At 59.0% G+C, this 22,208-nt stretch carries 21 protein-coding genes; 11 read left to right on the forward strand and 10 right to left on the reverse strand.

Annotation, left to right across the window (positions count from 1 at the left end; all coding sequences use genetic code 11):
• Positions 1–9 precede the first annotated feature (9 nt).
• On the forward strand, positions 10–258 hold the full coding sequence (locus GYM47_RS03490) for a YkoF family thiamine/hydroxymethylpyrimidine-binding protein (protein ID WP_153842134.1): 249 nt from the start codon (positions 10–12) through the stop codon (positions 256–258).
• Between the two features lie 23 nt (positions 259–281).
• On the opposite strand, the gene GYM47_RS03495 is transcribed toward GYM47_RS03490, so the two are convergent.
• Together GYM47_RS03495 and GYM47_RS03500 are read right to left on the reverse strand one after the other, a co-directional pair.
• The gene (locus GYM47_RS03495; RefSeq protein WP_153842135.1) at positions 282–698 is read right to left on the reverse strand and encodes a hypothetical protein; all 417 of its coding nucleotides are present in this window, start codon (positions 696–698) and stop codon (positions 282–284) included.
• Between the two features lie 116 nt (positions 699–814).
• Positions 815–1,852 (reverse strand): zinc ABC transporter substrate-binding protein, encoded by a 1,038-nt coding sequence (locus GYM47_RS03500; protein WP_153842136.1) that lies wholly within the window; start codon positions 1,850–1,852, stop codon positions 815–817.
• A gap of 112 nt (positions 1,853–1,964) precedes the next feature.
• Here GYM47_RS03500 and GYM47_RS03505 point away from each other — a divergent pair, with 112 nt between their 5' ends.
• The 6 genes from GYM47_RS03505 to folE2 all read left to right on the forward strand — a co-directional run bounded on the left by GYM47_RS03505 (position 1,965) and on the right by folE2 (position 6,832).
• On the forward strand, positions 1,965–2,711 hold the full coding sequence (locus tag GYM47_RS03505) for a metal ABC transporter ATP-binding protein (RefSeq protein WP_231125505.1): 747 nt from the start codon (positions 1,965–1,967) through the stop codon (positions 2,709–2,711).
• Complete coding sequence (locus tag GYM47_RS03510; protein WP_153842138.1) at positions 2,701–3,537, forward strand: metal ABC transporter permease; 837 nt, start codon at positions 2,701–2,703, stop codon at positions 3,535–3,537. The genes GYM47_RS03505 and GYM47_RS03510 overlap by 11 nt, the downstream gene beginning before the upstream one ends.
• Before the next feature lie 86 nt (positions 3,538–3,623).
• Positions 3,624–4,286 carry a DUF1826 domain-containing protein gene (locus GYM47_RS03515; RefSeq protein ID WP_331250782.1) on the forward strand — a complete coding sequence of 221 codons (663 nt, stop codon included), beginning with the start codon at positions 3,624–3,626 and terminating at the stop codon, positions 4,284–4,286.
• Positions 4,287–4,401: 115 nt separating this feature from the next.
• Positions 4,402–4,866 (forward strand): RNA polymerase-binding protein DksA, encoded by a 465-nt coding sequence (gene dksA / locus GYM47_RS03520; RefSeq protein ID WP_153842139.1) that lies wholly within the window; start codon positions 4,402–4,404, stop codon positions 4,864–4,866.
• Positions 4,867–4,871: 5 nt separating this feature from the next.
• Positions 4,872–5,933, forward strand: coding sequence for a CobW family GTP-binding protein (locus GYM47_RS03525; protein ID WP_153842140.1), 1,062 nt, complete (start codon positions 4,872–4,874; stop codon positions 5,931–5,933).
• Entirely contained in the window at positions 5,930–6,832 is a 903-nt protein-coding gene (folE2, locus tag GYM47_RS03530; RefSeq protein WP_153842141.1) for a GTP cyclohydrolase FolE2, read from the forward strand. Before GYM47_RS03525 ends, folE2 begins: the two co-directional genes overlap by 4 nt.
• A gap of 68 nt (positions 6,833–6,900) precedes the next feature.
• On the opposite strand, the gene GYM47_RS03535 is transcribed toward folE2, so the two are convergent.
• From GYM47_RS03535 to csiR, 7 genes are all read right to left on the reverse strand, one after another.
• Complete coding sequence (locus GYM47_RS03535; RefSeq protein ID WP_231125506.1) at positions 6,901–7,638, reverse strand: metal-binding protein ZinT; 738 nt, start codon at positions 7,636–7,638, stop codon at positions 6,901–6,903.
• Between the two features lie 258 nt (positions 7,639–7,896).
• Positions 7,897–9,171, reverse strand: coding sequence for a 4-aminobutyrate--2-oxoglutarate transaminase (gene gabT / locus GYM47_RS03540; protein WP_153842142.1), 1,275 nt, complete (start codon positions 9,169–9,171; stop codon positions 7,897–7,899).
• A 56-nt stretch (positions 9,172–9,227) separates the two neighbouring features.
• Positions 9,228–10,166, reverse strand: coding sequence for a GGDEF domain-containing protein (locus GYM47_RS03545; RefSeq protein WP_153842143.1), 939 nt, complete (start codon positions 10,164–10,166; stop codon positions 9,228–9,230).
• Entirely contained in the window at positions 10,167–10,961 is a 795-nt protein-coding gene (locus GYM47_RS03550) for an EAL domain-containing protein (RefSeq protein ID WP_153842144.1), read from the reverse strand.
• Between the two features lie 266 nt (positions 10,962–11,227).
• Positions 11,228–12,442, reverse strand: a complete 1,215-nt coding sequence (locus GYM47_RS03555) for a CaiB/BaiF CoA transferase family protein (RefSeq protein ID WP_139525116.1) — start codon at positions 12,440–12,442, stop codon at positions 11,228–11,230.
• A gap of 27 nt (positions 12,443–12,469) precedes the next feature.
• Positions 12,470–13,648: an acyl-CoA dehydrogenase gene (locus tag GYM47_RS03560; RefSeq protein WP_153842145.1), complete on the reverse strand. Its 1,179-nt coding sequence runs from the start codon at positions 13,646–13,648 to the stop codon at positions 12,470–12,472.
• Between the two features lie 84 nt (positions 13,649–13,732).
• The gene (gene csiR / locus GYM47_RS03565; RefSeq protein WP_153842146.1) at positions 13,733–14,422 is read right to left on the reverse strand and encodes a DNA-binding transcriptional regulator CsiR; all 690 of its coding nucleotides are present in this window, start codon (positions 14,420–14,422) and stop codon (positions 13,733–13,735) included.
• A gap of 111 nt (positions 14,423–14,533) precedes the next feature.
• On the opposite strand from csiR, the gene lhgO reads away from it, so the two are divergent.
• From lhgO to GYM47_RS03585, 4 genes are all read left to right on the forward strand, one after another.
• Entirely contained in the window at positions 14,534–15,727 is a 1,194-nt protein-coding gene (lhgO, locus tag GYM47_RS03570) for an L-2-hydroxyglutarate oxidase (RefSeq protein WP_153842147.1), read from the forward strand.
• Between the two features lie 155 nt (positions 15,728–15,882).
• Entirely contained in the window at positions 15,883–16,842 is a 960-nt protein-coding gene (locus GYM47_RS03575) for a TAXI family TRAP transporter solute-binding subunit (RefSeq protein ID WP_139525120.1), read from the forward strand.
• Between the two features lie 18 nt (positions 16,843–16,860).
• Positions 16,861–17,355 (forward strand): DUF1850 domain-containing protein, encoded by a 495-nt coding sequence (locus GYM47_RS03580; protein WP_139525121.1) that lies wholly within the window; start codon positions 16,861–16,863, stop codon positions 17,353–17,355.
• 104 nt (positions 17,356–17,459) lie between these two features.
• Positions 17,460–19,472: a TRAP transporter permease gene (locus GYM47_RS03585; RefSeq protein WP_153842148.1), complete on the forward strand. Its 2,013-nt coding sequence runs from the start codon at positions 17,460–17,462 to the stop codon at positions 19,470–19,472.
• Positions 19,473–19,553: 81 nt separating this feature from the next.
• Here the strand turns inward: GYM47_RS03585 and GYM47_RS03590 are convergent, their stop codons facing one another.
• On the reverse strand, positions 19,554–22,082 hold the full coding sequence (locus GYM47_RS03590; RefSeq protein ID WP_153842149.1) for a penicillin-binding protein 1A: 2,529 nt from the start codon (positions 22,080–22,082) through the stop codon (positions 19,554–19,556).
• Positions 22,083–22,208 lie beyond the last annotated feature (126 nt).

Below are 22,208 nucleotides of genomic sequence, written 5' to 3' on the forward strand. Positions count from 1 at the left end.
GGAGGCGATATGTACCTTTCTGTACAGCTGAGCTACTACCCGCTGGCCGATGATTTCAAGCCAGTCGTCAAAGAGGTGGTCCAACGATTGGAGGCTACCGGACTGGAGGTTCACCCCAACCGAATGAGCACCCAGGTATTTGGCGAGTTCGATGAGGTGATGGCGGCACTGAGTGACGTGATGAAGTGGTCGTTCGAGACCCACGGAAAAGCCGTGTTTACCGCCAATTTCCTGGAAGGCGACCGGCGGCCACGGTAAATGATGCCGTCGGGGAGGGCTTCCTAGCCGTTTCCGCCTGCTTCGAAGGGCGTATTGCTGATGAAGCGGTTTCGCCAATCAGCACGCCACTGCGGCATGCTGATAAAGAAGTGCTGCATCTGCTTATCGAAGCGCACCCAAACGATGGCCTCTAAATAGCGGCTATTCTCGGATGTCGTCGAAAAGTCGATATGCTGCGTGTCGAAAAGGGGCGTGCGATAAACGTTCGCGGGCGCTGCCCGCTCGATGACACGCAGGTAAGCGACGCCTCCCAAGGGGGCGAGTAGTCCTGAGACTCTCACCGATTCGATCAGGTAATCGCCCATCGGGCTGACCACCGAGACGCTCGCGGGCGCATGAAGGGTGCGATAAAGACTCACGCACAGCGTGAGTGCGATGAGCAAGGCCATGCCAACCGCAGTGCCTGCGACGCGCTTCATGTCATCGCTCCGTCGTTGAGTAGTCGAGTCATCGCTCCTTACCGAGGCTCACGTAACGCTGCGCTCAGCACTTCGCACGCAGCGTTACGTTTGATCACTTAGGCAAATGACGAGTATTACTCACTTTTAGCACTCGTGCAGTTGGTTATTTCACCGGCTAGCTGTTCCAGTAATGCAGAGTACAGTCCCGCATCCAGCGTCAAGCCTACGCCGAGTGGATCCATCACGCCCAAGTACGCCGACGTATCCCCAAACACGTTGTTGACCATCTGCGGGTTGAACTGCGGTTCGCTGAAGACACACTGAATGTTCTCTTCGTTGACGAGCGTCTGTAACGCCTCGATGCGTGCCGGGCTGGGTGCAGACGCGTCGCCGATGGAAATGGCCCCCGCAGCATGAACGTTAAAGGCCTCTTCGAAGTACTGGTACGCATCGTGGAATACGATGAAGCGGGTGTCCGTGCTGTCGGCCAAGCGCTCCTGGAGGCGCTGTTCGAGGGCGGTCAGTGCTTCTTGACCCTGCTCGGCGTTATCGCGGTAGATCGCCGCGTTATCCGGATCGAGTTCGCTTAGCTGCTCGGCGATGGCCGCCAGCCACTGGCGGGCATTCCCAGGGGCGAGCCAAGCGTGCGGGTTCATGCCGGTATGGCTATGATCATGACCATGGTGATCATGTCCTTGGTCTTGCTCGTGTTCGTGGTCATGCCCGTGCTCGTGGCCATGCTCGTGTTCGTGATCATGCCCGTGTTCGTGATCATGGTAATGGCCGTGTGCCAGCTCACCGTCTAGAGAAAACGTCGCCCCCTCGCGATATTCCAGCGTGCGGGTGCCGGGTACGTCCATCAGTTCTAGGTGGCGAGCGTCGCCCGCTAGATTGTCCACCGGGCCTTCCAGCCAAGGGGTGAGCGCATTGCTGACCCATATCACCAGATCCGCACTGTCCAGCGCGCTGGCTTCCGAGGGGCGCAGCGAATAGCCGTGAGGAGAGGCGCCGGGCTGAATGAACAGCTCGGGCGAGCCAACGTCGCCCATCACGATCGATACCAGTGAGTAAACGGGGGGAATATCGACCGCGACGCGGGGCACTTCCGCCGAGGCTGCTAAGGGAAAGGCCGTTAGTAATGGCAGAGCGAAGTACGTAAAGCGGTGTGGCATGAGGGCTCCTGATGAGACGAGGCTGAGTGAACGAGACAAGAAAGGACATCCAAGTATCGCTGGTCTTAATATTTATGTTATAACATAACAAATACGTCAAGAGCGGATGTCAATGATGTCACTTGCATCTTCCCTCCATTGTGAAGCGGTACTCAGCGTTCGTCAGTTGAACGTTCGCTTCGGTGGGCAGCAGATACTCGAGAATATTCATCTCGACTTGTTTCGTGAACAGGTACTCACGTTGATTGGCCCCAACGGCTCGGGAAAGTCGACGCTGGTGAAAACCCTGGTGGGCGCGGTGAAACCCACCTCGGGCAGCGTTACTATCGCTCCGAATCAGCGCATTGGCTACGTGCCCCAACGGCTCCATCTGGACCCTACGCTACCGATGACGGTCCAGCGCTTCATCAACTTGCCGCGCCGCCACTCACGTCAAGAGGTCGATAGCGCCCTTGAAGACGCCGGTGCCGAGACACTGCGGCAGGCCAATATGAGCGAGCTGTCAGGGGGACAGTTTCAGCGCGTACTACTGGCGCGAGCGCTGCTGGTCAAGCCCGACATTTTGATTCTCGATGAGGCAACGCAAGGCCTCGACCACCAGGGCACGGCGGCGTTTTATCGCCATATCGATAGCGTTCGCCGCACTTATGGCTGCGCCGTTTTAATGGTCAGCCACGACCTGCACGTGGTGATGCAGACCTCGGATCATGTGCTTTGTCTGAATCGCTGCGTCTGTTGCCAGGGCAAGCCCGAGCACGTGGCCTCGACGCAGGATTATCGCTCGTTGTTCGGTGACCAGGCCGCACAAACGCTGGCGCTCTATCGTCACCAACCCCAGGAGACCGCCCATGCTGGATGACTTCATGTGGCGCGCCATGTTGGCGGGCATCCTCGTGGCGATGGCCGCCGCTCCGCTGGGCTGTTTCGTGGTGTGGCGGCGTATGGCGTACTTCGGCGATGCAACGGCCCACGCGGCCATTCTGGGCGTGGCGCTAGCGCTGTTGATGAATATCTCGATTTTCCTCGGCGTACTGGCGGTGGCACTGTTAATGGCCACCAGTGTTTCCCTGCTGAGCGGCCGTGGCTACGCCATGGATACGTTGCTCGGCGTGATGGCCCACTCGGCGCTGGCGATTGGGCTGGTCGCCGTGTCGTTTCTCAGCGGAGTGCGTATCGACCTTCACGCGTATCTGTTCGGCGATATTCTGGCCCTCGGTAAACAGGATTTGTGGGTGATCGGCGGCGGCGTGGCGTTGGTGTTGCTGCTGCTGTGCTGGCGGTGGCCCTTTTTACTGGCCGCCACGCTCAGCGAAGAGCTGGCCTACGCCTGCGGACTTCAGCCGCGTCGTGAACAGTTAGTGCTCACTCTGGCGTTGGCCCTGGTCGTTGCCGTGGCGTTGAAGGTCGTCGGTGTTCTGCTGATCGCCGCTCTGCTGATCATACCCGCCGCCACGGCACGTCCGTTTTGTCGCACGCCCGAGACCATGGCGCTGCTTGCCATGGGGGTGGCTGTGCTGTCGGTGGCGGGAGGGCTGAAAAGCGCCTATCTCCTCGATACGCCGACCGGCCCTACCATCGTCTCGCTCGCCGCCCTGCTGTTCATGCTGTCAACGCTGATCTCACAGGGCTGGCGGTTCGTTCGCCAGCGCTTTGCGCTCGAGCCAGAGCGCTTTCCCATGCGTTAACGCCGCCGTGCTGGCAGCGGTCGGCCGTCTGCCCCGGTGCGAGCGTGTGGCCGTCTCCATCGATTTCTCACACTATCGGAGTTCACATGATGTCGTCGCCCGTTTCTTATGTATCCCCCGCTGACGCATGGCCTGCGCACGCGGCCATTGGTCAGGACATTAGCGTGTTACCGCGTATTTTCGAAGAGGCCGTGAATATCGCGATTTTCGAACGCCCCATGCCCGCTGAGATCGCCTTGAGTGCCCAAGCTCAGTGCCGAACGGAGCGCGCCTGGCAATATAGCTGGTTGGGGCAGCCCGACGATGCCATGGTGGCGGACCTGCTGCGCCAGCTTCCCGCACCCGAAGCAGCCAAGCCGCTGGTGGACGACATCGCCACCATTGCCGAAGCGATGGCCTTCCTATTCGAAACGCGTACCGTCGGTCTTCGCCTGCGCTTGCTTGATGGTGCCATGTGCCCCCGCTTTCACTGCGACAACCTGCCGGTGCGGCTCGTCACGACCTATGTGGGCCCAGGCAGCGAGTGGTTGCCGGAGGACGCCATCAATCGTAAAGGGCTGGGGGCGCCGCACCCCGATAAACCCGAGATTGCCACCGACAATGCGGCAGTCCGGCGCCTCTCGCCCGGCGATATCGGTTTGATCAAGGGCAGTGGCTGGATCGGCAGCGAGGAGCGGGGCCTGGTGCATAGAAGCCCGTCACTGGAGAGCGGCAGTAAGCGCCTGTTGATGAGTATCGATCCCGCCTAGCGCTAGGAGAGCCTCTTTACAAACGACTCGGCAGCGCATGAGCGCCGAGGGGCACCCATGATCGCTGACTATTTTGTGTGACTTTATAACGTACTATTTTGGATGGGATGACGCTATGCCAGATCAAGGCAACCCCGCCGACACGCGCCCGAGAAAGGCTGATAAAGCCTGGGCAGATAAGCTCCTGGCGATGCCCGACAGCGACTATATGAACGACGAACAGCTCGCCTTTTTCCGTCAGCGGTTGCTGGAGGAGCGCGACGAAATAGAAGCGCATCTACAGGAGATCCGGCGCGTCATTGCTTCTCATGAGCGTGACAGCGACGAAGCCGATCAAGCGGCGTTCGAGGAGGAGCTGCGTTTGGCGTTGCGGCAAGCCGATCGCGAGAGCCGTCTGCTCAATAATATTGCCGCCGCGTTGAAACGTATCGAAAGCGGCGACTACGGCTACTGCGACGAAACCGGAGAGCCCATCGGCTTGGCCAGGCTGATGTTTCGGCCCACCGCCAAGCTCTGTATCGAAGCGAAAGAGCGCCAGGAGCAGCACGAGCACCATTACCGCAAAGCGAGGTGGGGGTAGGGTATATGCCGGATCCATCGTTAACGCCCATCAACCTACTCACGGGCTTTCTGGGCAGCGGTAAAACCACGCTGCTCAACCGCTGGGTACACCAAAGCTCCATGCAGAACACCCTGGTGGTGATCAACGAGTTCGGTGCTATCGGGCTCGACCACCAGCTCATTACCCACAGCGATGAGCAGGCGGTCATCGAAATGAGCAGCGGCTGTTTGTGCTGCACGCTACGGGGGGATCTCAGCCGCACCTTGCAGCAAGCGTGCGATGGCTTGGAGGCGCAAGGCAAGCCACTGCCCGCCCGCGTGGTGATCGAAACCACTGGGCTGGCCGAGCCAACATCTCTGCTCCAACTGTTGATGACGGATCACTGGTTAGCACACCGATTCAGGCTGGATAGCGTGGTGTGCTGCGTGGATGCGGTCAATGGGGTTGCTACGTTGGATGCCCACCAGGAGGCCCAGCAGCAAGCCGCCGTGGCGGAAAAGCTGCTGATCACCAAGACGGACTTGGCGAGCGACGAGCAGGTTTCCCGCCTAGCGAATCGCTTGGCCAAACTCAACCCTGCCGCCGAGCAGTGGCAGGTGATCAACGGCGAACTGTCGGCCGATCTACTGGTGGGCGCGGGGCTTTACTCGGAAGAAAGCCAAGCGTTCCAAGTGGCTCAATGGCTTAGCGCCAGCCGTTACGAGTTACATCCGGTGGAGCAGTACAAGGGGGCTTTTGCCAACTCGCAGGCCAATGCGGTCCAGCATGGCGATGGCATCCACTCCTTTTGCTTTAGTGTGAACGAGCCGATCGAGCCGGACGCCTTGGAAGAGTGGCTGAACTTGTTGATGTCCCTGATGGGCGAAAAGATGCTGCGCATGAAAGCCGTGGTACACCTGACCGACAGAGAAGCCCCGCTGGCACTGCACGGCGTGCAGCATATTTTTCACCCGCCGGCGCCGCTGCCCAAGGCCAGTGTGGGTGATCGTGTCTCCCGCTTCGTTTTCATTACCCAGAACGTGTCGCCCGATACCGTCGCAGGACTCTACCGCTTTTTTACCGCCGCTCAAGAGGTTACTCCATGATCGTTTCCACCATGCCCGATGTCGCCAAGCAAGCCCCTAATTCGCAGGGCACGTTGACCCGTGTGGGCATGGAGGGCATCGCGATGCCGGTACTGCTCGGCACCCAGCGCGTCGCTGCCAAGCTCGATGCCACGGTCAGTCTCGACGCGAAAGAGGCCCGGGGCATTCATATGTCGCGGCTCTATCTAGGGTTGGCGCCGCTCGAGCAGACACCGCTCTCCCTAGGGTTGGTGCAGAGCGTGCTCGAGCGTTTTTTAGCCAGCCAGGAGGGGCTGTCCCAGCACGCCTACCTCAGCATCGCAGGGGAGTTACCGCTCGAGCGCGCCGCGCTGATTAGTCCGCTCTCGGGGTGGAAGTACTACCCCTTCACGTTGCGCTGCGAGTTGTCCCCCGATGGGTTTCAATCGGCGCTCGATCTCGAGGTGGGCTACTCTTCGACATGCCCATGCTCGGCTGCTTTGGCGCGGCAGTTGATTCAGCAAGCCTTCGAAGAGGACTTTGAGGACATACCGCTGAGCAAGTCGGCGGTATTGGCGTGGCTGGGTAGTGAAGAGGGCATCTTGGCGACGCCCCATAGCCAGCGTAGCGTGGCTCACCTCACGTTTCGCCTTGCCACGACGGACGACGCTGCCATCTCGATAGAAACGTTCATGGAGAACATGATCGACCGGGTAGAGCGAGCCCTAGGTACGGCACTGCAAACCGCCGTCAAGCGCATCGACGAGCAGGCGTTTGCCTTGGCCAACGGGCAGAACCTGATGTTCTGCGAGGATGCCGCACGGCGGCTGGACACCACGCTGCGCCAAGCGCCAGGTGTGTCGGGGTTCCGGCTAAAAGTGGTGCATGCCGAGAGTCTGCATGCCCATGACGCGGTTGCCTATAGTGAATGGTGGGAGTGAAAGGAGAGATGAAGAGAGCGCTGGCGTAGTGGCCAGCGCTCGGGGATGGCGAGTGTCGGGCTAAACCGTCAGTGAGCCAACATTTCGTCGACGATCTCTTCGCCACTGAGCGACGAAGGATAGTAGGTCGGCCAGTGGGTCAACTCCTCCAGCAGCGCTTCACGATCATCTCCCCAATACAAGTGGTAGTGGCCTGCATCCGTCGGGTAGATGCTGTGGTCGCTGAACTGAATATAGTGGGGGAGCGCATCTTCGCTGGCGTCGTCTGCTAGTTCGAAGATGAAGCGAACGCCTCGGTTACCGGCCTCGTAATTCAAGATCTCGTAGCCATCGTACTGGTAGTCGCCGGTCATCGACTCGCCGTTGGCAAAGAAGGTGACGCTGCTGCCATCGATCACGATCCGCTCGACATCGGTGGCATAACCGGTGTCGTAGTAGGCTTTGTACTCTTCGGCAGTTTTATCGCCTTGTTCGGCTTTATGCGCGAAGACAGGGTCTAGAGTGCCGTCAAGTAAATAGGGATATACGGATTGCCAGTCGCCTTCCCAGTCGGAAAGCGCGCGATCGGCAATTTGCGCATCGTCGAAATAGCCCGCGTAAATATCGTTGTCATGCGCATGGCCCTGGTCGTGATCGTGGCTATGATTGTGGTCATGGTCATGGTCATGGTCATGGTCATGCGCGTGGGCTTCACCATCATCGTGGTGATGGTCGTGATCGTGATTAGCAAAGGCATGCGGGGCGCTGGCTAGGATCGCAATGCTTAGCGCCATCGCGCAGGCCTTTTTGTTAGCAAGTGTTGGCATGATCAAATCTCCGTTGTGTTGTTTTGATATGTTATAACGTATTGCAAGAGGCGTTCAATAGAGGAGTCGTGATTGACATCAACATGTCCGACAGTATCGCGTGTTTTCTGTGATGCTATAGCTGCAGCGACGTGTACATAAGAAGGAGAGGGTGTTCGCGTGGGTCAGTAGGCTGGTTCCCCTGTGCATCTGACGAGAATAAACGTGCACAAACGACAGCGCCGCCCATAGAGGCGGCGCTGTGGCTCGTATCGAAGCTTAGATCAGTGACTCTAGGCAGGACTCGATGATATCCAGGCCTTCATTCAACACGTCATCTTCAATGGTGACGGGCATCAAGAAGCGAATGGTGTTGCCGTACATACCGCAGGACAGCAGGATCAACCCCTCTTCGCGGGCTTTCTTGCACAGCGCCGCAGCGAGTTCAGGGTTTGGCGTGCGGTCGGTCTTGTTATTGACCAGCTCGAACGCGGCCATGGCGCCCATGTTGCGCACGTTGTCGATGCAGTCGAATTTGCTCTGCCAGCCACCGAAGCGCTGAGCCAGCTTTTCACCCACCGCTTGGCTCTTCTCGAGAATGTTCTCTTCTTCGAAGACTTGCATGACGGCCAGCGCCGCTGCACACGCAGTGGGGCTACCGGTATAGGTGCCGCCCAGGGAGTTCGGGCCTGAGGCATCCATGATTTTATCGGTACCGACCACGGCAGAGATCGGCATGCCGTCGGCCATGCTCTTGGCCATGGTCATCATGTCCGGCTCGACGCCGCTGTGCTCGATGGCGAACATCTTGCCGGTACGACCAAAGCCCGACTGCACTTCGTCGATGATCATCAGCATACCGTGCTCATCGCAAATTTCGCGGATCTTTTCCAAGAAGCTCTTCGGGGCCGGATAGAAACCACCTTCACCCAGCACCGGCTCCAGAATGATCGCGGCGGTGTCTTTCGGGTTGGCGTCGGTTTTCAGCGCCATTTTCAGGCCGCGAATCGCTTCGTCTTCACTGACACCGTGATAAGGCACCGGGTAGGGGGCGCGGAAGACGGTGCCGGGCATCGGGCCGAAATCGGTTTGGTAGGGCGCGACCTTACCGTTCATGGCCATGGTGTAGAAGGTCCGGCCATGATAGCCGCCGTCGAAACAGATGACATTAGAGCGGCCGGTGGCGGCGCGGGCAATTTTTACTGCGTTTTCCAGCGCTTCGGCACCAGAGTTGGCCAGCATCACTTTGGCGTGGCCACGCACAGGAACGATGTGGCTCAGCTTCTCGGCCACTTTGACGTAGCCTTCATAAGGCATGACCGTTTGGCAGGTATGCATCACCTTATCTAATTGGGCTTTGACGGCGGCCACGACTTTTGGATGCCGATGCCCCACGTTCAACACGCCAATGCCGCCTGCGAAGTCGATGAAGCGGTTGCCGTCGGCGTCCCAGATCTCAGCGTTTTCGGCGCGATCCGCAAAGGCGGTAGCGGGGCTTGCAGCGCCCGCCGCGACGTATTTCTGCTTTAGTTCGTTAAGCTCGGCATTGCTCATGACTCAGCTCCTTTTAGGATAGGGTGTTGCTTTAGCATAGTGCGCAATAGCGTTGATCACACAGGTGACGGTGCGATGACAACCCGGTTGCGCCCGGCTTGTTTGGCCTGATACATCGCTTTATCGGCGCGATCAAGCATTCGAGTACTCGAGGCTTCAATGTAGCATGCGATGCCCGCCGATAGCGTGACGGTTAGCGCATGTTCGGTGTAGGGCGTTCGCGCGACTTCTTGGCGAATGCGCTCCATGGCGATACGGGCCGAATCGGCATCGACTTCTGGCATGATGATCAAGAACTCTTCGCCGCCAAGACGTATTTGGAAGTCGGTCTCTCGCAGCTGTTGATTGACGACCTGCGTCAGCGCTTGTAGAACGCTGTCGCCGGTACTGTGGCCGTAGGTGTCATTGATGTTCTTGAAATCGTCGAGATCGAACAGCACGATGCTGAGCGGGTTGCCGTAACGGCGAGAGCGCTCGATCGCCTCTTCGAGTTTGGCGAGGCCTTGGCGACGGTTGAGCAGCCCAGTGAGCTCGTCATGGTGGGCCAAATACTCCAAACGTTCGTTGGCCTGTTTCAAGCGCTCCTCGAGCTGCTTGCGCTGGGTGATATCGACGATGAAGGTGACTTTGCGCGATTGACCATCGTCGCCCTCGATACGGGCAGCTTCGGCGATGATGGTGCGGGCTTCGCCATTCTTGCAGCGCACTTCCCACTCCTGACGCAGTTCATGGGTCTCCTCGCCGTGGATGAACTCATCGTGGAGTTGACGCATTTGGGCGCGGTACGCCTCAGGCACCACGAGCGTGAAGTGCTGGCCAATCAGCTCCTCTTCTCGATAGCCGTAAAATTGACAGTAGGCCGGATTGACCATCTCGAAATACCCGTGAGGATCGGTAATGCAGATACCGAGAGGCGCCGTTTTGATGACGTTCTCCGTATTCCGTTTGGAACGGTTCACCAGTTGGTAGAGATGGTCCGTGCTCATGCTGGTCATTCAGCTCTCCGTGCGTCGCTGGGACTCTGACCGCAGCGCCTCGAGCAGCGGGGTCAATTCGGTGCCCAGCTTGCCGATCGCCGGTTTGGCATAGAAGAAGCCCTGCTGACGTGTAATCCCCGCCTGGGCAAGCCATAAGGCTTCAGCGCGGGTCTCGACACCTTCGGCAATCAGCGTCATGTCGAGTTCGGAGGCGAGCACAATAATGGCATTCAGCAGCGCCTGACGACGAGGGTCGTGGTCGCACTGCATCACCAGTTCGCGATCGATTTTCAGCTTGTCCGGGGCGAGGTCGGTGAGCAGGTCCAGGTTGGCATAGCCGTTACCGAAGTCATCGAGAGCGGTTTTGAAGCCCATGGAGCGATAGGCGTCGATGATGTTGCAGATGTGTTGCCGGTCGCGCACACGCTCGGTTTCGGTGATCTCGAAAATGAGCTTGTCGGTTGGCCAGCCGACTCGCTGCGAGACTTCTAGCGTTGCCTGAATACATGCTTCCGGTTCGTATACGGCATTGGGAAGAAAGTTGATGGAAAGATCCGTTTCCATACTTAGTTCACTGGCAAGCTCGATGGCTTTGACTCGGCAGGATTGATCAAAGCGGTAGAGTAGGTCATCGGTGACTTGGGAAATGACACTCCAAGCCGACTCGCCATTGATGCCTCGAACCAAGGCTTCGTGGGTCGTCACGCGTGCCAGGGCAACGTCCACGATGGGTTGAAACGCCATCGTGAAATCAAAGGGGAGCGCTCCCTCGCAGCGTTTACACGTGCCATTTACCCGCGCGCAGTTACCCATAACGTCTCCTGACATGTTCGCTTGCGCTCGCTAACGTGGCGGCAATACCGCTCACCTTGATTGTCAAAAGCCCGAGTATGTCCGTGCTTTGTTAGACAGGTATCAACAGAGAAGATATCGCCAGTCTAGCGGCTTATGTCATGTCTGTATAGGTTTTGTATAGCGAAGTGGGCGATGAGGTGAACGCTTTCCTCCCAATAAAAAACGCCCCGAAGGGCGTTTTGAGAAGCGGGGCGGTAGGTTCGTTTGCCGCCAATAGCGTCTGATTAGATTATGCCCGCTTGGCGAAGCGCTAGGCGCTGCTCATCGCTGATGCCGATGGCATCCAGCACGCTGTCCGTGTGCTCGCCAAGCGTGGGCGGCGCTGTGGTGGCACTGATCGATTCGCCGTTGATGCGGATCGGATTGGCTACGAGGTTGACCTCACCTGCCTGGGAATGGGGCAACGTTTGTTTCAATCCGCGTGCTTTGACATGGGGGTCGTCGAACACGCGATCCAGGGTATTGATCGGCCCGCAGGGCACGCCCACGGCCTCGAAGGCCGAAAGCCAAGTATCGGTAGGTTGTGCGCCAAGTGCCAATTCCAGAAGCGGTATCAAGGTGTCGCGATGCTGAACTCGGCTGCCGTTGGTGGCGAAGCGCTCGTCTTGAGCGAGCTGCGGCTGGTCGATCACCTGGCAGAAGCGTCTGAACTGCTCGTCATTACCGACTGCCACGATCATATGACCATCGGCCGTGGCAAAGGCTTGATAGGGCACGATGTTGGGGTGTGCATTACCCAGACGTTGGGGCACCTGGCCAGACGTCAGGTAGTTCAACGCCTGATTGGCCAACACGCCCACCTGCACATCCATGAGTGCCAGATCGATATGGCAGCCTTTGCCACTATCGCGGCGTTGGTAGAGGGCCGCCAGCACCGCATTGGCGGCGTACAGGCCGGTAAAAATATCGGTGATGGCGACCCCCACCTTGACCGGGCCGCCCCCGGATTCACTGTCCGGTTTACCGGTCAGGCTCATGAGGCCGCCCATGGCTTGGATCATGAAGTCGTAGCCCGCCCGGTGGGCGTAAGGGCTTTCCTGGCCAAAGCCGGTGATGGAGCAGTAGACCAAGCCGGGATTGAGTGCTTTCAGGCTCGCGTAGTCCAGGCCATACTTTTTCAGCCCGCCCACCTTGAAGTTCTCGAGCAGCACGTCCGACTGCGCGGCGAGCTGCTTGATCAGCGCTTGGCCTTCGGGCTTGGCCATATCCACCGTCACCGAACGCTTACCGCGATTGGCGCACAGGTAATAGGCCGATTCCGTGCTGCCGGAGAGCCAGGGCGGCCCCCAGTGGCGGGTATCATCGCCGCTTTGGGGACGCTCGATCTTGATCACTTCGGCACCCATGTCGGCCAGCATCTGCCCACACCAAGGGCCTGCTAGTACCCGAGAGATATCGAGTACTTTAATGCCTGCTAGGGGCTTGGCGGCTGTGCTCATCGGGTGCCTCGCTGAGTAGCTACGAATTTAGAAGAACGACTGGATGCCGGTTTGCGCGCGGCCCAGAATCAGGGCGTGCACATCATGAGTTCCTTCATAGGTATTCACAGACTCCAGGTTCACCATGTGACGAATCACGCCGTACTCGTCGGAGACACCGTTTCCACCGTGCATGTCGCGGGCCACGCGAGCGATATCCAGCGCTTTACCGCAGTTGTTGCGCTTGATCAGCGAGATCATTTCCGGCGCCCAGTTACCGCTGTCCATCAGGCGGCCCACTTGCAGAGCGGCTTGTAGGCCCAGGGTGATTTCGGTCTGCATGTCGGCCAGCTTCTTCTGGATCAGCTGGTTGGCGGCCAGCGGGCGGCCAAACTGTTTACGGTCGAGGGTGTACTGACGGGCAGCGTGCCAGCAGAACTCGGCGGTGCCCATCACGCCCCAAGCGATGCCGTAGCGGGCTTTGTTCAAACAGCCGAAGGGGCCTTTCAGGCCGCTCACGTTAGGCAGCAGGTTCTCTTCGGGCACGAAAGCGTTGTCCAACACGATCTCGCCGGTGATGGAGGCGCGCAGAGAGACCTTGCCTTCAATTTTCGGGGTGGAGAAGCCTTCGGTGCCACGCTCGACGATGAATCCTTTGATTTGGTTGTCGTGGGCGGCAGATTTCGCCCATACCACGGCAATGTCGGCAATCGGACTGTTGGTGATCCACATTTTGGCGCCGGTCAGGCGGTAACCGCCATCGACCTTTTCCGCACGGGTAATCATGGAGCCTGGGTCGGAGCCATGGTCGGGTTCGGTCAGACCAAAGCAGCCGACCATCTCGCCGCTGGCAAGCTTAGGCAAGTACTTATGCTTCTGCTCTTCGGAGCCGTAGGCTTCGATGGGGTACATCACCAGCGACGACTGGACGCTCATGGCCGAGCGGTAGCCGGAATCGACACGCTCTACTTCGCGGGCGATTAGGCCATAAGCCACATGGTTGACGCCCGCACCGCCGTATTCCGGAGACACCGTGGCACCTAGCAGGCCCAGCTCGCCCATCTCGTTCATGATCTGTCGATCAAAACGCTCTTCACGGAAGGCGCTGAGCACCCGAGGCTGCAGGTTTTCCTGGCAGTAGTCGTGAGCGGCATCGCGGATCTGGCGCTCTTCGTCGGTGAGCTGGCTTTCCAGCAGTAGCGGGTCGTCCCAGTTGAAGCGTGTCATGGCGTGAACTCCGAAAGATGATCGTGTTGAGCCCAATGTATCGCCGTTATTTAAAAATTTCTACATTTTTTTAAAACGAAGATTTTAATCGATGCCACGGGCTTGGAGTACCCGGGTAATGATGGGAACTGGCGTCATGAGGTGGTCGCGCATCAGGTTAGCGGCTTGCTCGGCGTTGCGCGCCAGAATCACGTCGACCAGAGCGGCATGCTCCTGGCGTTTGGTGTCAAGGGCTTGGGGCGACATGACGGTCTCTTTCAGCCATAAATGGCGGTAGCGCTCCACCTGATCGAAGAGGGTGTCACGCATTTGCAGCAGGTGCGGCGAGTTACAGCCGCTGGCGATGGCGGTGTGAAACGCTTTGTGGCGCAAATCCCAACCATCCAGCAGCTCGTCGGGGGAGCTGACTTCGGTCACTTTGGCTAGCCGGTGGGCGGTCGCCAGTACGTTGGCTTCCCAATCGTCGTCGCCGCGCTCGATCGCCAAGCGCAAAATCAGCCCTTCCAACTGGGCGCGGGCATCGTAGATATCGTTCAGCTCGGCCAGCGACATGGCGGCCACTCGGTAGCCGCGTTGACTGATGGCGACCACCAAACGGTCGGCCACCAGCTGTGAAAGGGCTTCGCGCAGCGGCCCGGTGCTCACCCCGTAATACGCTTTCAAGCGGCTCATCAAGAGCTTCTCTTCAGGCGCGTAGCGGCCGCGAATGATGTCATGCTTGAGCGATTGGTAGGCGCTCATCGCGAGGTTTTGACGCGGGGCTTCATGCTCCATGGGAACTCCTTGAACCAATGTGGCTTAGACCAATGTAGGGGCGTGGCGGTCAACGCTGAATAGCGGCTATTATCAATAAATTTTGAAAATTTGGCACAGGTAACGACATTCATGTGGGATTTCATCATTGTAGGCGGTGGTATTTTGGGATTTTCTACCGCCATGCAGCTGCAACAGGCGTACCCAGATAAGCGCCTTTTGGTGATCGAGAAAGAGTCGGGAGCGGCCCAGCATCAAACCGGTCACAATAGCGGTGTGATTCATGCGGGGGTCTACTACACGCCGGGCAGCCTGAAAGCGAGGTTCTGCCTGGAAGGCAACCGCGCCACCCGTGAATTCTGCGACCAGCACGGCGTGCGCTACGACATCTGCGGCAAGCTGCTCGTCGCCACCAATGCACTCGAAAAACAGCGCATGGAGGCGCTGTGGGAGCGCACCGCCGCCAACGGATTGGAGCGAGAGTGGCTAGAGACCGAGGCGCTCAAAGAGCGCGAACCCAATATCACCGGCGTGGCGGGGATTTACGTGCCTTCGAGTGGCATTGTGAACTACGCCGAGGTGACCCGTGCCATGGCGGCGGAGTTTACCCGCCTTGGCGGTGAGATCCGCTTTGACCACCGCGTGACCGGGTTGGAAGAGCGTACCAACGAGGTAGTGGTGACGACCCAAAAGGGCGCTTTCACCGGTCGTTACCTCGTCTCTTGCTCGGGACTGATGGCCGATCGCGTCATCCGCATGCTGGGCAAAGACCCTGGCTTTACGATTTGCCCCTTTCGCGGTGAGTACTATCGGCTACCCGAGCGCCACAACCAAATCGTCAACCATCTGATTTACCCTATTCCCGATCCTGCCATGCCGTTTTTGGGCGTTCACCTGACGCGGATGATCGATGGCACGGTCACCGTGGGGCCGAACGCCGTGTTGGCGTTAAAACGCGAGGGCTACCGCAAACAGGACATGTCGCTGAGTGACATGGGCCAGATGTTCACCCACCCTGGTATCTTGAAGGTGTTAGGTAAACACTTGAAGCCGGGGCTCTTCGAAATGAAAAACTCGCTCTACAAGCGTGGCTATCTCGAGCTGGTGCGTAAGTACTGTCCCAGCTTGACGCTCGACGATCTTACGCCTTATCCCGCAGGGGTGCGCGCCCAGGCGGTCTCTAAGGATGGCAAGTTGGTGGACGACTTTTTGTTCGTGAACACCAAGCGCACGGTGAACGTTGGCAATGCGCCGTCGCCGGCGGCCACGTCGGCGCTGCCTATCGGGGCGCATATCGTCGAGCACGTCAAAGCGCTGTTGAAATAAAAAGCCGCATGGCGCTGGATTAGCATCTTACGCGCCAGCCGTGCTAACTTCTGTCCACCGCTCCAAAGGCTGGCAACACCAGCCTGGGGCTGGGGCTTCACACCTCCTTTACGTCAACCATACCTATAAGTCCAAGTAGGACGGAGGAAACGCTCATGCGAACTCTAAAATATACCGTCGCCGCCTCCATGCTCGCCGTGGCGCTGCCTGCCAGCGCGCAGCAGCTCTCGATTGCCACGGGCGGTACTGGCGGCGTTTACTACCCCATCGGCGGTGGCTTTGCCGAAATGATCAACAACCATATCGAAGGTGCTCAAGCGACGGCTGAAGTGACCGGCGCCTCGGTCGAGAACATGGGCTTGATCATGCGTGGCGACGCCGATATGGCGCTGGCGTTGGCCGATACGGTCTACCAAGCCTATACCGGCACCGGCGATTTCGAAGGCCGCCAGATCGAGAACACCCGCGCGCTGGCGTCGGTGTATCCCAATGCCGTGCAGCTCGTCACCCTGGCAGAGTCTGACATTCAGAGCATTGCCGACCTGGCCGGTAAGCGTGTCTCTGTAGGCGCACCGGGTAGCGGCACCGAGCTGAACGCCCGTGCTCTGCTAGAAGCCAACGGCGTGAGCTATGAAGACTTCACGCCCCAACGTCTTAACTTCAACGAAACCGCTGACGCCATTCGTGATGGCGATATCGATGCCGGTTTCTGGAGCGTTGGGCCGCCCACCAGCTCCATTCTCAACCTCGCCGCGACCCGCGACATTCGCCTGATTAGCCTGTCGGATGAAGAGATCGCCAACGCTCAGGAAGAGGAAGCGGTCTTTGCACCTTACGAGCTGGCGGCGGGCATGTACGACGGTATGGACGAGGCGGTACAGACCATCGGTATCCCTAACGTGCTGGTCGTCAACGCCGATATGGACGAGGAGCTGGCCTACCAGTTGACTCAGCTGCTGTTCGAAAACACCGATGAGCTGATTGCTGTCCACCCGGCTGCCAATGACACCACCATCGAGTTCACTATGAACTCTACGCCGGTACCGCTGCATCCGGGCGCGCTTCGCTACTTCGAAGAAGTTGGCGCTGAGATCCCGGACCGTCTGCGTCCGTAACCCATTAGGAGCCGTGCCATGCAGTGGCAACGACGACTGATGGCGCTCTTACTGATGAGTGGTTTGTTCGCCGAAGCGGGGGCCTCCCCCGCTTCGGCGACTGCGTCTTGGCATCTGCGGGTCGTGACCGAGCAGGGCGACACGCTCGTAGATGCAGCCGCGCCGCAGGGCAGCCGCTGGTGCATCCAGTGGCAGCACTCTGTCGAGCACTTTACGGTGTTGGACTGTTACCGCAACGCGGGTGGCACGATGCAGCTCGAGCGCAGCCACCAACCGGATTTTGCCGCTGGGCTTGGGCACATTTTCGGGCGCGGCGAGCAGGTGTCGGACGGCCAGGGCGGTTACTGGATCAATGCCATCGACGAGCCAGTGGCGAACAATCGCTACGTACTACGGGTCGGCTCGACGGCCGTCAATCACCGCGTCATGTGGCCAGATGGCGAGCATCCCACCGTGAGCCTGAGTGAGCGAGCGGCTGGCCAACGCGTCACGATAGCCTTGTCATCGCGTTGAGTGTCGTTAGCCAAACACCTCATAAGTGCGCCGATCGATGTCGCTTTTCATAAAAATTAAGTGGGTGTTAACCCCCAAAGTTAGCTTATGCTTCCGAGGACTTCATGAACGAATCCACGCCACCGCCGACTGTGATGCCGGGCGGCAATGCGATTCAACCCCGCTTCGTTTTATGGTGTATCACCATCGTGGCGGTGGGACTGTCGTTATTCCAACTCTACTCGGCGGGTATTCAGCCGCTGGGCCTATTTTATCAGCGCAGCATTCACCTAGCGCTGATCATGCTATTGGCCTTTTTGATGTTTCCGGCCTTTGGGCCAAATCGTAAGCGCGGCATCGTGGGCTGGGGAATCGACCTGGTCTTCTTTGCCGGTGCGCTGATCACGGGTGGCTACTTGGTGTTCAACTTGGATGCCATCTTCAGTCGCGCCGGGTTCTGGAACCAGACCGATATTTTGGTTGCCTGTATTGCCACGGTCACCGTACTCGAGGCCAGCCGCCGCGCGGTGGGTTTTGGTATGACGGTGATTGGCTTGCTCGCTATCGTTTATGCGTTTGCCGGCCCCCGTGGGGAGCTTCCCTGGCTGGGCGAGTGGATGCCCGGCATCATGGAGCACCGTGGCTACAGCCTCGACCGCGTGGCCGGGCAGCTTTACCTGGGCCAAGAGGGCATTTTTGGCCTGCCGCTGGGAGTTGCCGCTACCTATATCTTCATTTTCGTCCTCTTCGGTGCTTTTTTGGAAAGCACGGGTGCCGGTAAGTTTTTCATCGATATGGCTTACGCCGCTACTGGACGCCAGCGCGGCGGTCCGGCCAAAGCGGCCGTTCTGGCCTCGGCGGGTATGGGATCGATTTCGGGCAGCGCCATTGCCAACGTGGTCACCACCGGCGCGTTCACCATTCCGCTGATGAAGAAACTGGGCTACCAGCCGAAGCAGGCGGGGGGCATCGAAGCGGCCGCTTCCACCGGCGGGCAAATCATGCCGCCGCTGATGGGTGCAGGCGCCTTCTTGATTGCCGAATATACCAATACGCCTTATTTAGAGATCGTCAAAATCAGCATTCTGCCGGCGATCATGTACTTTGCGACGGTCTATCTGTTCGTCCACATCATTGCCTTGAAACAAGGCATGCAGGGCATGGCCAAGAGCGAGCTGCCCCAAATGCGCCAAGTCATGAAAGATGGCTGGCACTTCCTCCTGCCGCTGGCGGTGTTGGTATGGCTGCTGGCCATGAGCATGTCGCCCATGCGCGTGGGGTATTACGCGGTCGTCACCATGGTGGCGGTGGCCGTCTTGCGCTATGCATTATGGTACTTCTTCGTGGCACCCAAACAGGGGCAACCGGTCACGGTCGAGCGCACGAAAGCGGTCGTGTGGGCAGGGCTCGTGAAGCTGGTCCAGGGATTAGAGTTGGGCGCGCGCAATGCCGTGGCGGTCTCCATGGCTTGCGCTGTCGCCGGTATCATCGTCGGCGTGGTCGGTTTGACCGGCCTGGGTCTGAAGTTCTCCTCCATGATGCTGGCGTTCTCCGGTGGCAACCTGGTGCTGGCACTGCTGTTGGTGCTGTTGGCGAGCCTAATTTTGGGGATGGGGTTACCGGTCACTGCCAGCTACATCGTTCTGATCGTGCTGGTGGGGCCAGCGCTGACCGCCGAGTTCGGTGTGCCGCTGTTGATCGCTCACTTGGTGGTTTTTTGGTACTCCCAGGACTCCAACGTCACGCCACCGATTGCCCTGGCGGGGTTTGCGGGGGCGGCCATTGCCGGCAGTAAACCCATGGAGACGGGCTTCCAAGCGTGGAAGTTTGCCAAGGGGCTCTACCTGATTCCGCTGTTCATGGTCTTCAATCCGGAGATCATCATTGGCGGGCCGGTGCTCGTGGTGGTATGGAATGCAGTCATCGCGCTACTGGCGCTATGTGCGTTCGCGGCCTCGCTAGAAGGCTACCTGTTTACGCGTATGTCTTGGCTGCCTCGTTTGGCCATTGGTGGCGCCATTGTCGGTGTGTTCTACCCAAGCTTGTGGACGGAGGTGGCCGGCGTCACGGTCATGGTCGTAGCCATCGCCGCTAACTGGCAGGCGAGCAAACGGGAGCCAACGCCGGTGGCCGGTTGATTTTGCCTAGGAGAAAAGCAGCACCAAAAAAGCCCGGGAACATTCGTTCCCGGGCTTTTACGTTTTAGCGTCGGTTCGTATTTAGAAGATCGACTCTGCCGTGCCAGACCCCTGCGAGCCACTGGCTTCCTCAAGCTCTTGGCTAATGCGCCGAGGCTGGAAATCCGGTAGATGGTCTCTGTGGAACAGCTCGGTCATGCCGCCCGGTTGGTCATCGTGTAAACGACGGCCCGTCTCCGGGTCCACCCGTGCGGTGACGATGGTGTCGGGACGCTCTGGCAGTGCAGAGGGGGTTCCTTCGAGCGCATCGCCCATGAAGTCGATCCAGATGGGTAGAGCGGCATTCGCGCCATACTCGGCAATGGTGTCGTTGCTGTCTTTACCGACCCACACCGTGGTGACGAGATTGCTATTGAAACCGGCAAACCAGGCGTCTCGCTGGCTGTTGGTCGTGCCGGTTTTACCGACGATATCCTCACGGTTTAGGCTCAGTGCACCTCGGCCCGTACCGGAGGTAATGACGTCGCGCAGCATGTCTCGCAGAATATATACCGCTGCTGCGTCGGCCACACGAGGGGCGATCGGGTAGGTCTTGCCATCGATCTCGACGGTTTCCTGGCCCTCGGCGCAACTCACGCAGGCAACCTGCGGCGTAGCTTCATCGATCACTTCGTTATCGTCATCGCGGGTCACCCGCTCGATGAACCAAGGCGAGACTTGGAAGCCGCCGTTGGCGATCACCGCGTAGGCGTTGGTCATCTCCATGGGCGTGAGACTGGCGCTACCCAGGGCCAGTGACAGGCCGCGGGGCAGACGCTCCGGCGAGAAGCCGAACCCTTCCAGATATTGGATCGTGTGGTCGAGCCCCATGGTTTGCAGCACGCGAATGGTGACGAGATTGCGCGAACGTGCCAGTGCCGGGCGCAGGCGCATCGGACCTTGGAAGTCGCGGCTTGAGTTGACCGGGCGCCATAGTGAATCGCTGCCATCATCCAATACCACCGGCGCGTCGTTGACCACGCTCGCCGCGTTCATTTCGCCATCTTGCAAGGCGGCGAGATAAATGAACGGCTTGAAGATTGAGCCGGACTGACGCTGGGCTTGCACGGCGCGGTTGAACTTACTAGCGTTGAAGTCGAAGCCGCCCTGCAGCGCCAGAATCGCACCGGTGCGTGGGTCTTGCGCCACCAGCGAGCCTTCGGCGTCTGGACGTTGGGAAAGGCGCAGCGTGCCGTCATCGGTCTCGATGACGCGGATGAGGTCGCCCCGTTCGGCAATCTGTGCCGCATTGGTCGGTTCGGCCCCTCGGCTACGCGGGCTCAAATAGGGGCGCGCCCAGCTAAGACCACTCCATGGAATCGTTTGCAGCTCACCGCCACGAGTCAGCACCTGCATCTCACGGCCACTGCTCTCGACCACGATGGCAGGCTGCAGCAGGCCATAGTTGGGCGTACGCTCCAGTACCTGAAGCCAGTTGCTCACATCGCCATCCACGCCTTCGACTTCGGTTTGGCTACGCTGGGCAGCCTGACGAGCGGTTTGGCGGATCTCCGGCGACTCTGACAGCTCCTCTTCCAAACCCTGGGTAGTGGTCTGCTCTTGGGCTTCGACCAAGCTGGGGGCAATGTCCTCTTGCTCGGCACCCCGCCAGCCATGGCGTAAGTCGTAAGCGATCAGGCCATTGGCCAGCGCCTGACGGGCAAACGGCTGCAGTTCGCTATCGATGGTGGTGTAAATGCGGTAGCCACCGGTATAGGCGGTATCACCAAAGCGCTCGATGGCGTATTGGCGTGCCATCTCTGCCACGTAGGCGGCATCCACCTCGGTTTGGGTGTAGTGGCGGCGTGCGGTGACTGGGGCCTGAACGGCACTTTGATAGGTATCGTTATCGATATACCCAAGCTCACGCATGCGGAATAGGATCCAGTTGCGACGAATCAGCGAACGCTCGGAGTTGGCCAGTGGGTTGAACGCCGAGGGGGCTTTGGGCAGTCCGGCAATCATGGCGGTTTCCGCCAGGCTCAGCTCGGCGAGTGGCTTGTCGTAATAGGTCTCGGCGGCAGCGGCAATGCCATAAGCACGGTTACCTAGAAAGATCTTATTGACGTAAAGTTCGAAGATCTCCTCTTTGTCGAGAATCTGCTCCATCTGTAAGGCCAGCAGAATCTCGCGAATTTTCCGTGTGAACGTCTGGTCGAGGGTCAGCATGTAGTTACGTGCGACCTGCATGGTGATGGTGGAACCCCCCGATTGAATGGTGCCGCCACTCTGAACCAGCTCGACCGCCGCGCGCGCCAAGCCGCGCGGGTCGACGCCTGCATGATCGAAGTAACTGGCGTCTTCGGCAGCAATCAGCGCGTTGATCATGTCTTGGGGAATGTCATCGAAGTCGATCGCCACGCGGCGCTCTTCACCGAATTCGCCGATCAGCTTGCCGTCGTTGGTAAAAATCCGTAGTGGCGTGTGCAGTTCGAAATCCTGCAGCTGACGCACGTCGGGCAGGCCCGGCGAAAAATAGATCGCCGCACCGATCACCGCCAGTATGACCGCACCCGAGAGCGCAACGACCAGTGAAAATAGTGACAGCACAAGAGTCCGTAAAAACGTCATGAACAGTGGGCACCCGTAAAAAGAGGAGTAGCCAGGGCAGTATTAACGCCATGGCGCGCAAGTGGCTGCCATTATAGGAAGGGGAGGCAGCGGCCACCAGTGTTGATATGGCGTAGAGGCATTGGC

The organism is Vreelandella piezotolerans (assembly GCF_012427705.1).
GTDB classification, from domain to species: Bacteria; Pseudomonadota; Gammaproteobacteria; order Pseudomonadales; family Halomonadaceae; genus Vreelandella; species Vreelandella piezotolerans.

Bases quoted from the DNA above. Each gene is read 5' to 3' on its own strand.
- GYM47_RS03550 (WP_153842144.1), bottom strand. From the start codon at position 10,961: ATGGGTAACTGCGCGCGGGTAAATGGCACGTGTAAACGCTGCGAGGGA.
- GYM47_RS03545 (WP_153842143.1), bottom strand. From the start codon at position 10,166: ATGACCAGCATGAGCACGGACCATCTCTACCAACTGGTGAACCGTTCC.
- GYM47_RS03590 (WP_153842149.1), bottom strand. From the start codon at position 22,082: ATGACGTTTTTACGGACTCTTGTGCTGTCACTATTTTCACTGGTCGTT.
- GYM47_RS03580 (WP_139525121.1), top strand. From the start codon at position 16,861: ATGCAGTGGCAACGACGACTGATGGCGCTCTTACTGATGAGTGGTTTG.
- GYM47_RS03560 (WP_153842145.1), bottom strand. From the start codon at position 13,648: ATGACACGCTTCAACTGGGACGACCCGCTACTGCTGGAAAGCCAGCTC.
- gabT (WP_153842142.1), bottom strand. From the start codon at position 9,171: ATGAGCAATGCCGAGCTTAACGAACTAAAGCAGAAATACGTCGCGGCG.
- GYM47_RS03505 (WP_231125505.1), top strand. From the start codon at position 1,965: ATGATGTCACTTGCATCTTCCCTCCATTGTGAAGCGGTACTCAGCGTT.
- GYM47_RS03535 (WP_231125506.1), bottom strand. From the start codon at position 7,638: ATGCCAACACTTGCTAACAAAAAGGCCTGCGCGATGGCGCTAAGCATT.
- folE2 (WP_153842141.1), top strand. From the start codon at position 5,930: ATGATCGTTTCCACCATGCCCGATGTCGCCAAGCAAGCCCCTAATTCG.
- csiR (WP_153842146.1), bottom strand. From the start codon at position 14,422: ATGGAGCATGAAGCCCCGCGTCAAAACCTCGCGATGAGCGCCTACCAA.
- GYM47_RS03490 (WP_153842134.1), top strand. From the start codon at position 10: ATGTACCTTTCTGTACAGCTGAGCTACTACCCGCTGGCCGATGATTTC.
- lhgO (WP_153842147.1), top strand. From the start codon at position 14,534: ATGTGGGATTTCATCATTGTAGGCGGTGGTATTTTGGGATTTTCTACC.
- GYM47_RS03585 (WP_153842148.1), top strand. From the start codon at position 17,460: ATGAACGAATCCACGCCACCGCCGACTGTGATGCCGGGCGGCAATGCG.
- GYM47_RS03515 (WP_331250782.1), top strand. From the start codon at position 3,624: ATGATGTCGTCGCCCGTTTCTTATGTATCCCCCGCTGACGCATGGCCT.
- GYM47_RS03495 (WP_153842135.1), bottom strand. From the start codon at position 698: ATGAAGCGCGTCGCAGGCACTGCGGTTGGCATGGCCTTGCTCATCGCA.
- GYM47_RS03500 (WP_153842136.1), bottom strand. From the start codon at position 1,852: ATGCCACACCGCTTTACGTACTTCGCTCTGCCATTACTAACGGCCTTT.
- GYM47_RS03510 (WP_153842138.1), top strand. From the start codon at position 2,701: ATGCTGGATGACTTCATGTGGCGCGCCATGTTGGCGGGCATCCTCGTG.
- GYM47_RS03555 (WP_139525116.1), bottom strand. From the start codon at position 12,442: ATGAGCACAGCCGCCAAGCCCCTAGCAGGCATTAAAGTACTCGATATC.
- GYM47_RS03575 (WP_139525120.1), top strand. From the start codon at position 15,883: ATGCGAACTCTAAAATATACCGTCGCCGCCTCCATGCTCGCCGTGGCG.
- GYM47_RS03525 (WP_153842140.1), top strand. From the start codon at position 4,872: ATGCCGGATCCATCGTTAACGCCCATCAACCTACTCACGGGCTTTCTG.
- dksA (WP_153842139.1), top strand. From the start codon at position 4,402: ATGCCAGATCAAGGCAACCCCGCCGACACGCGCCCGAGAAAGGCTGAT.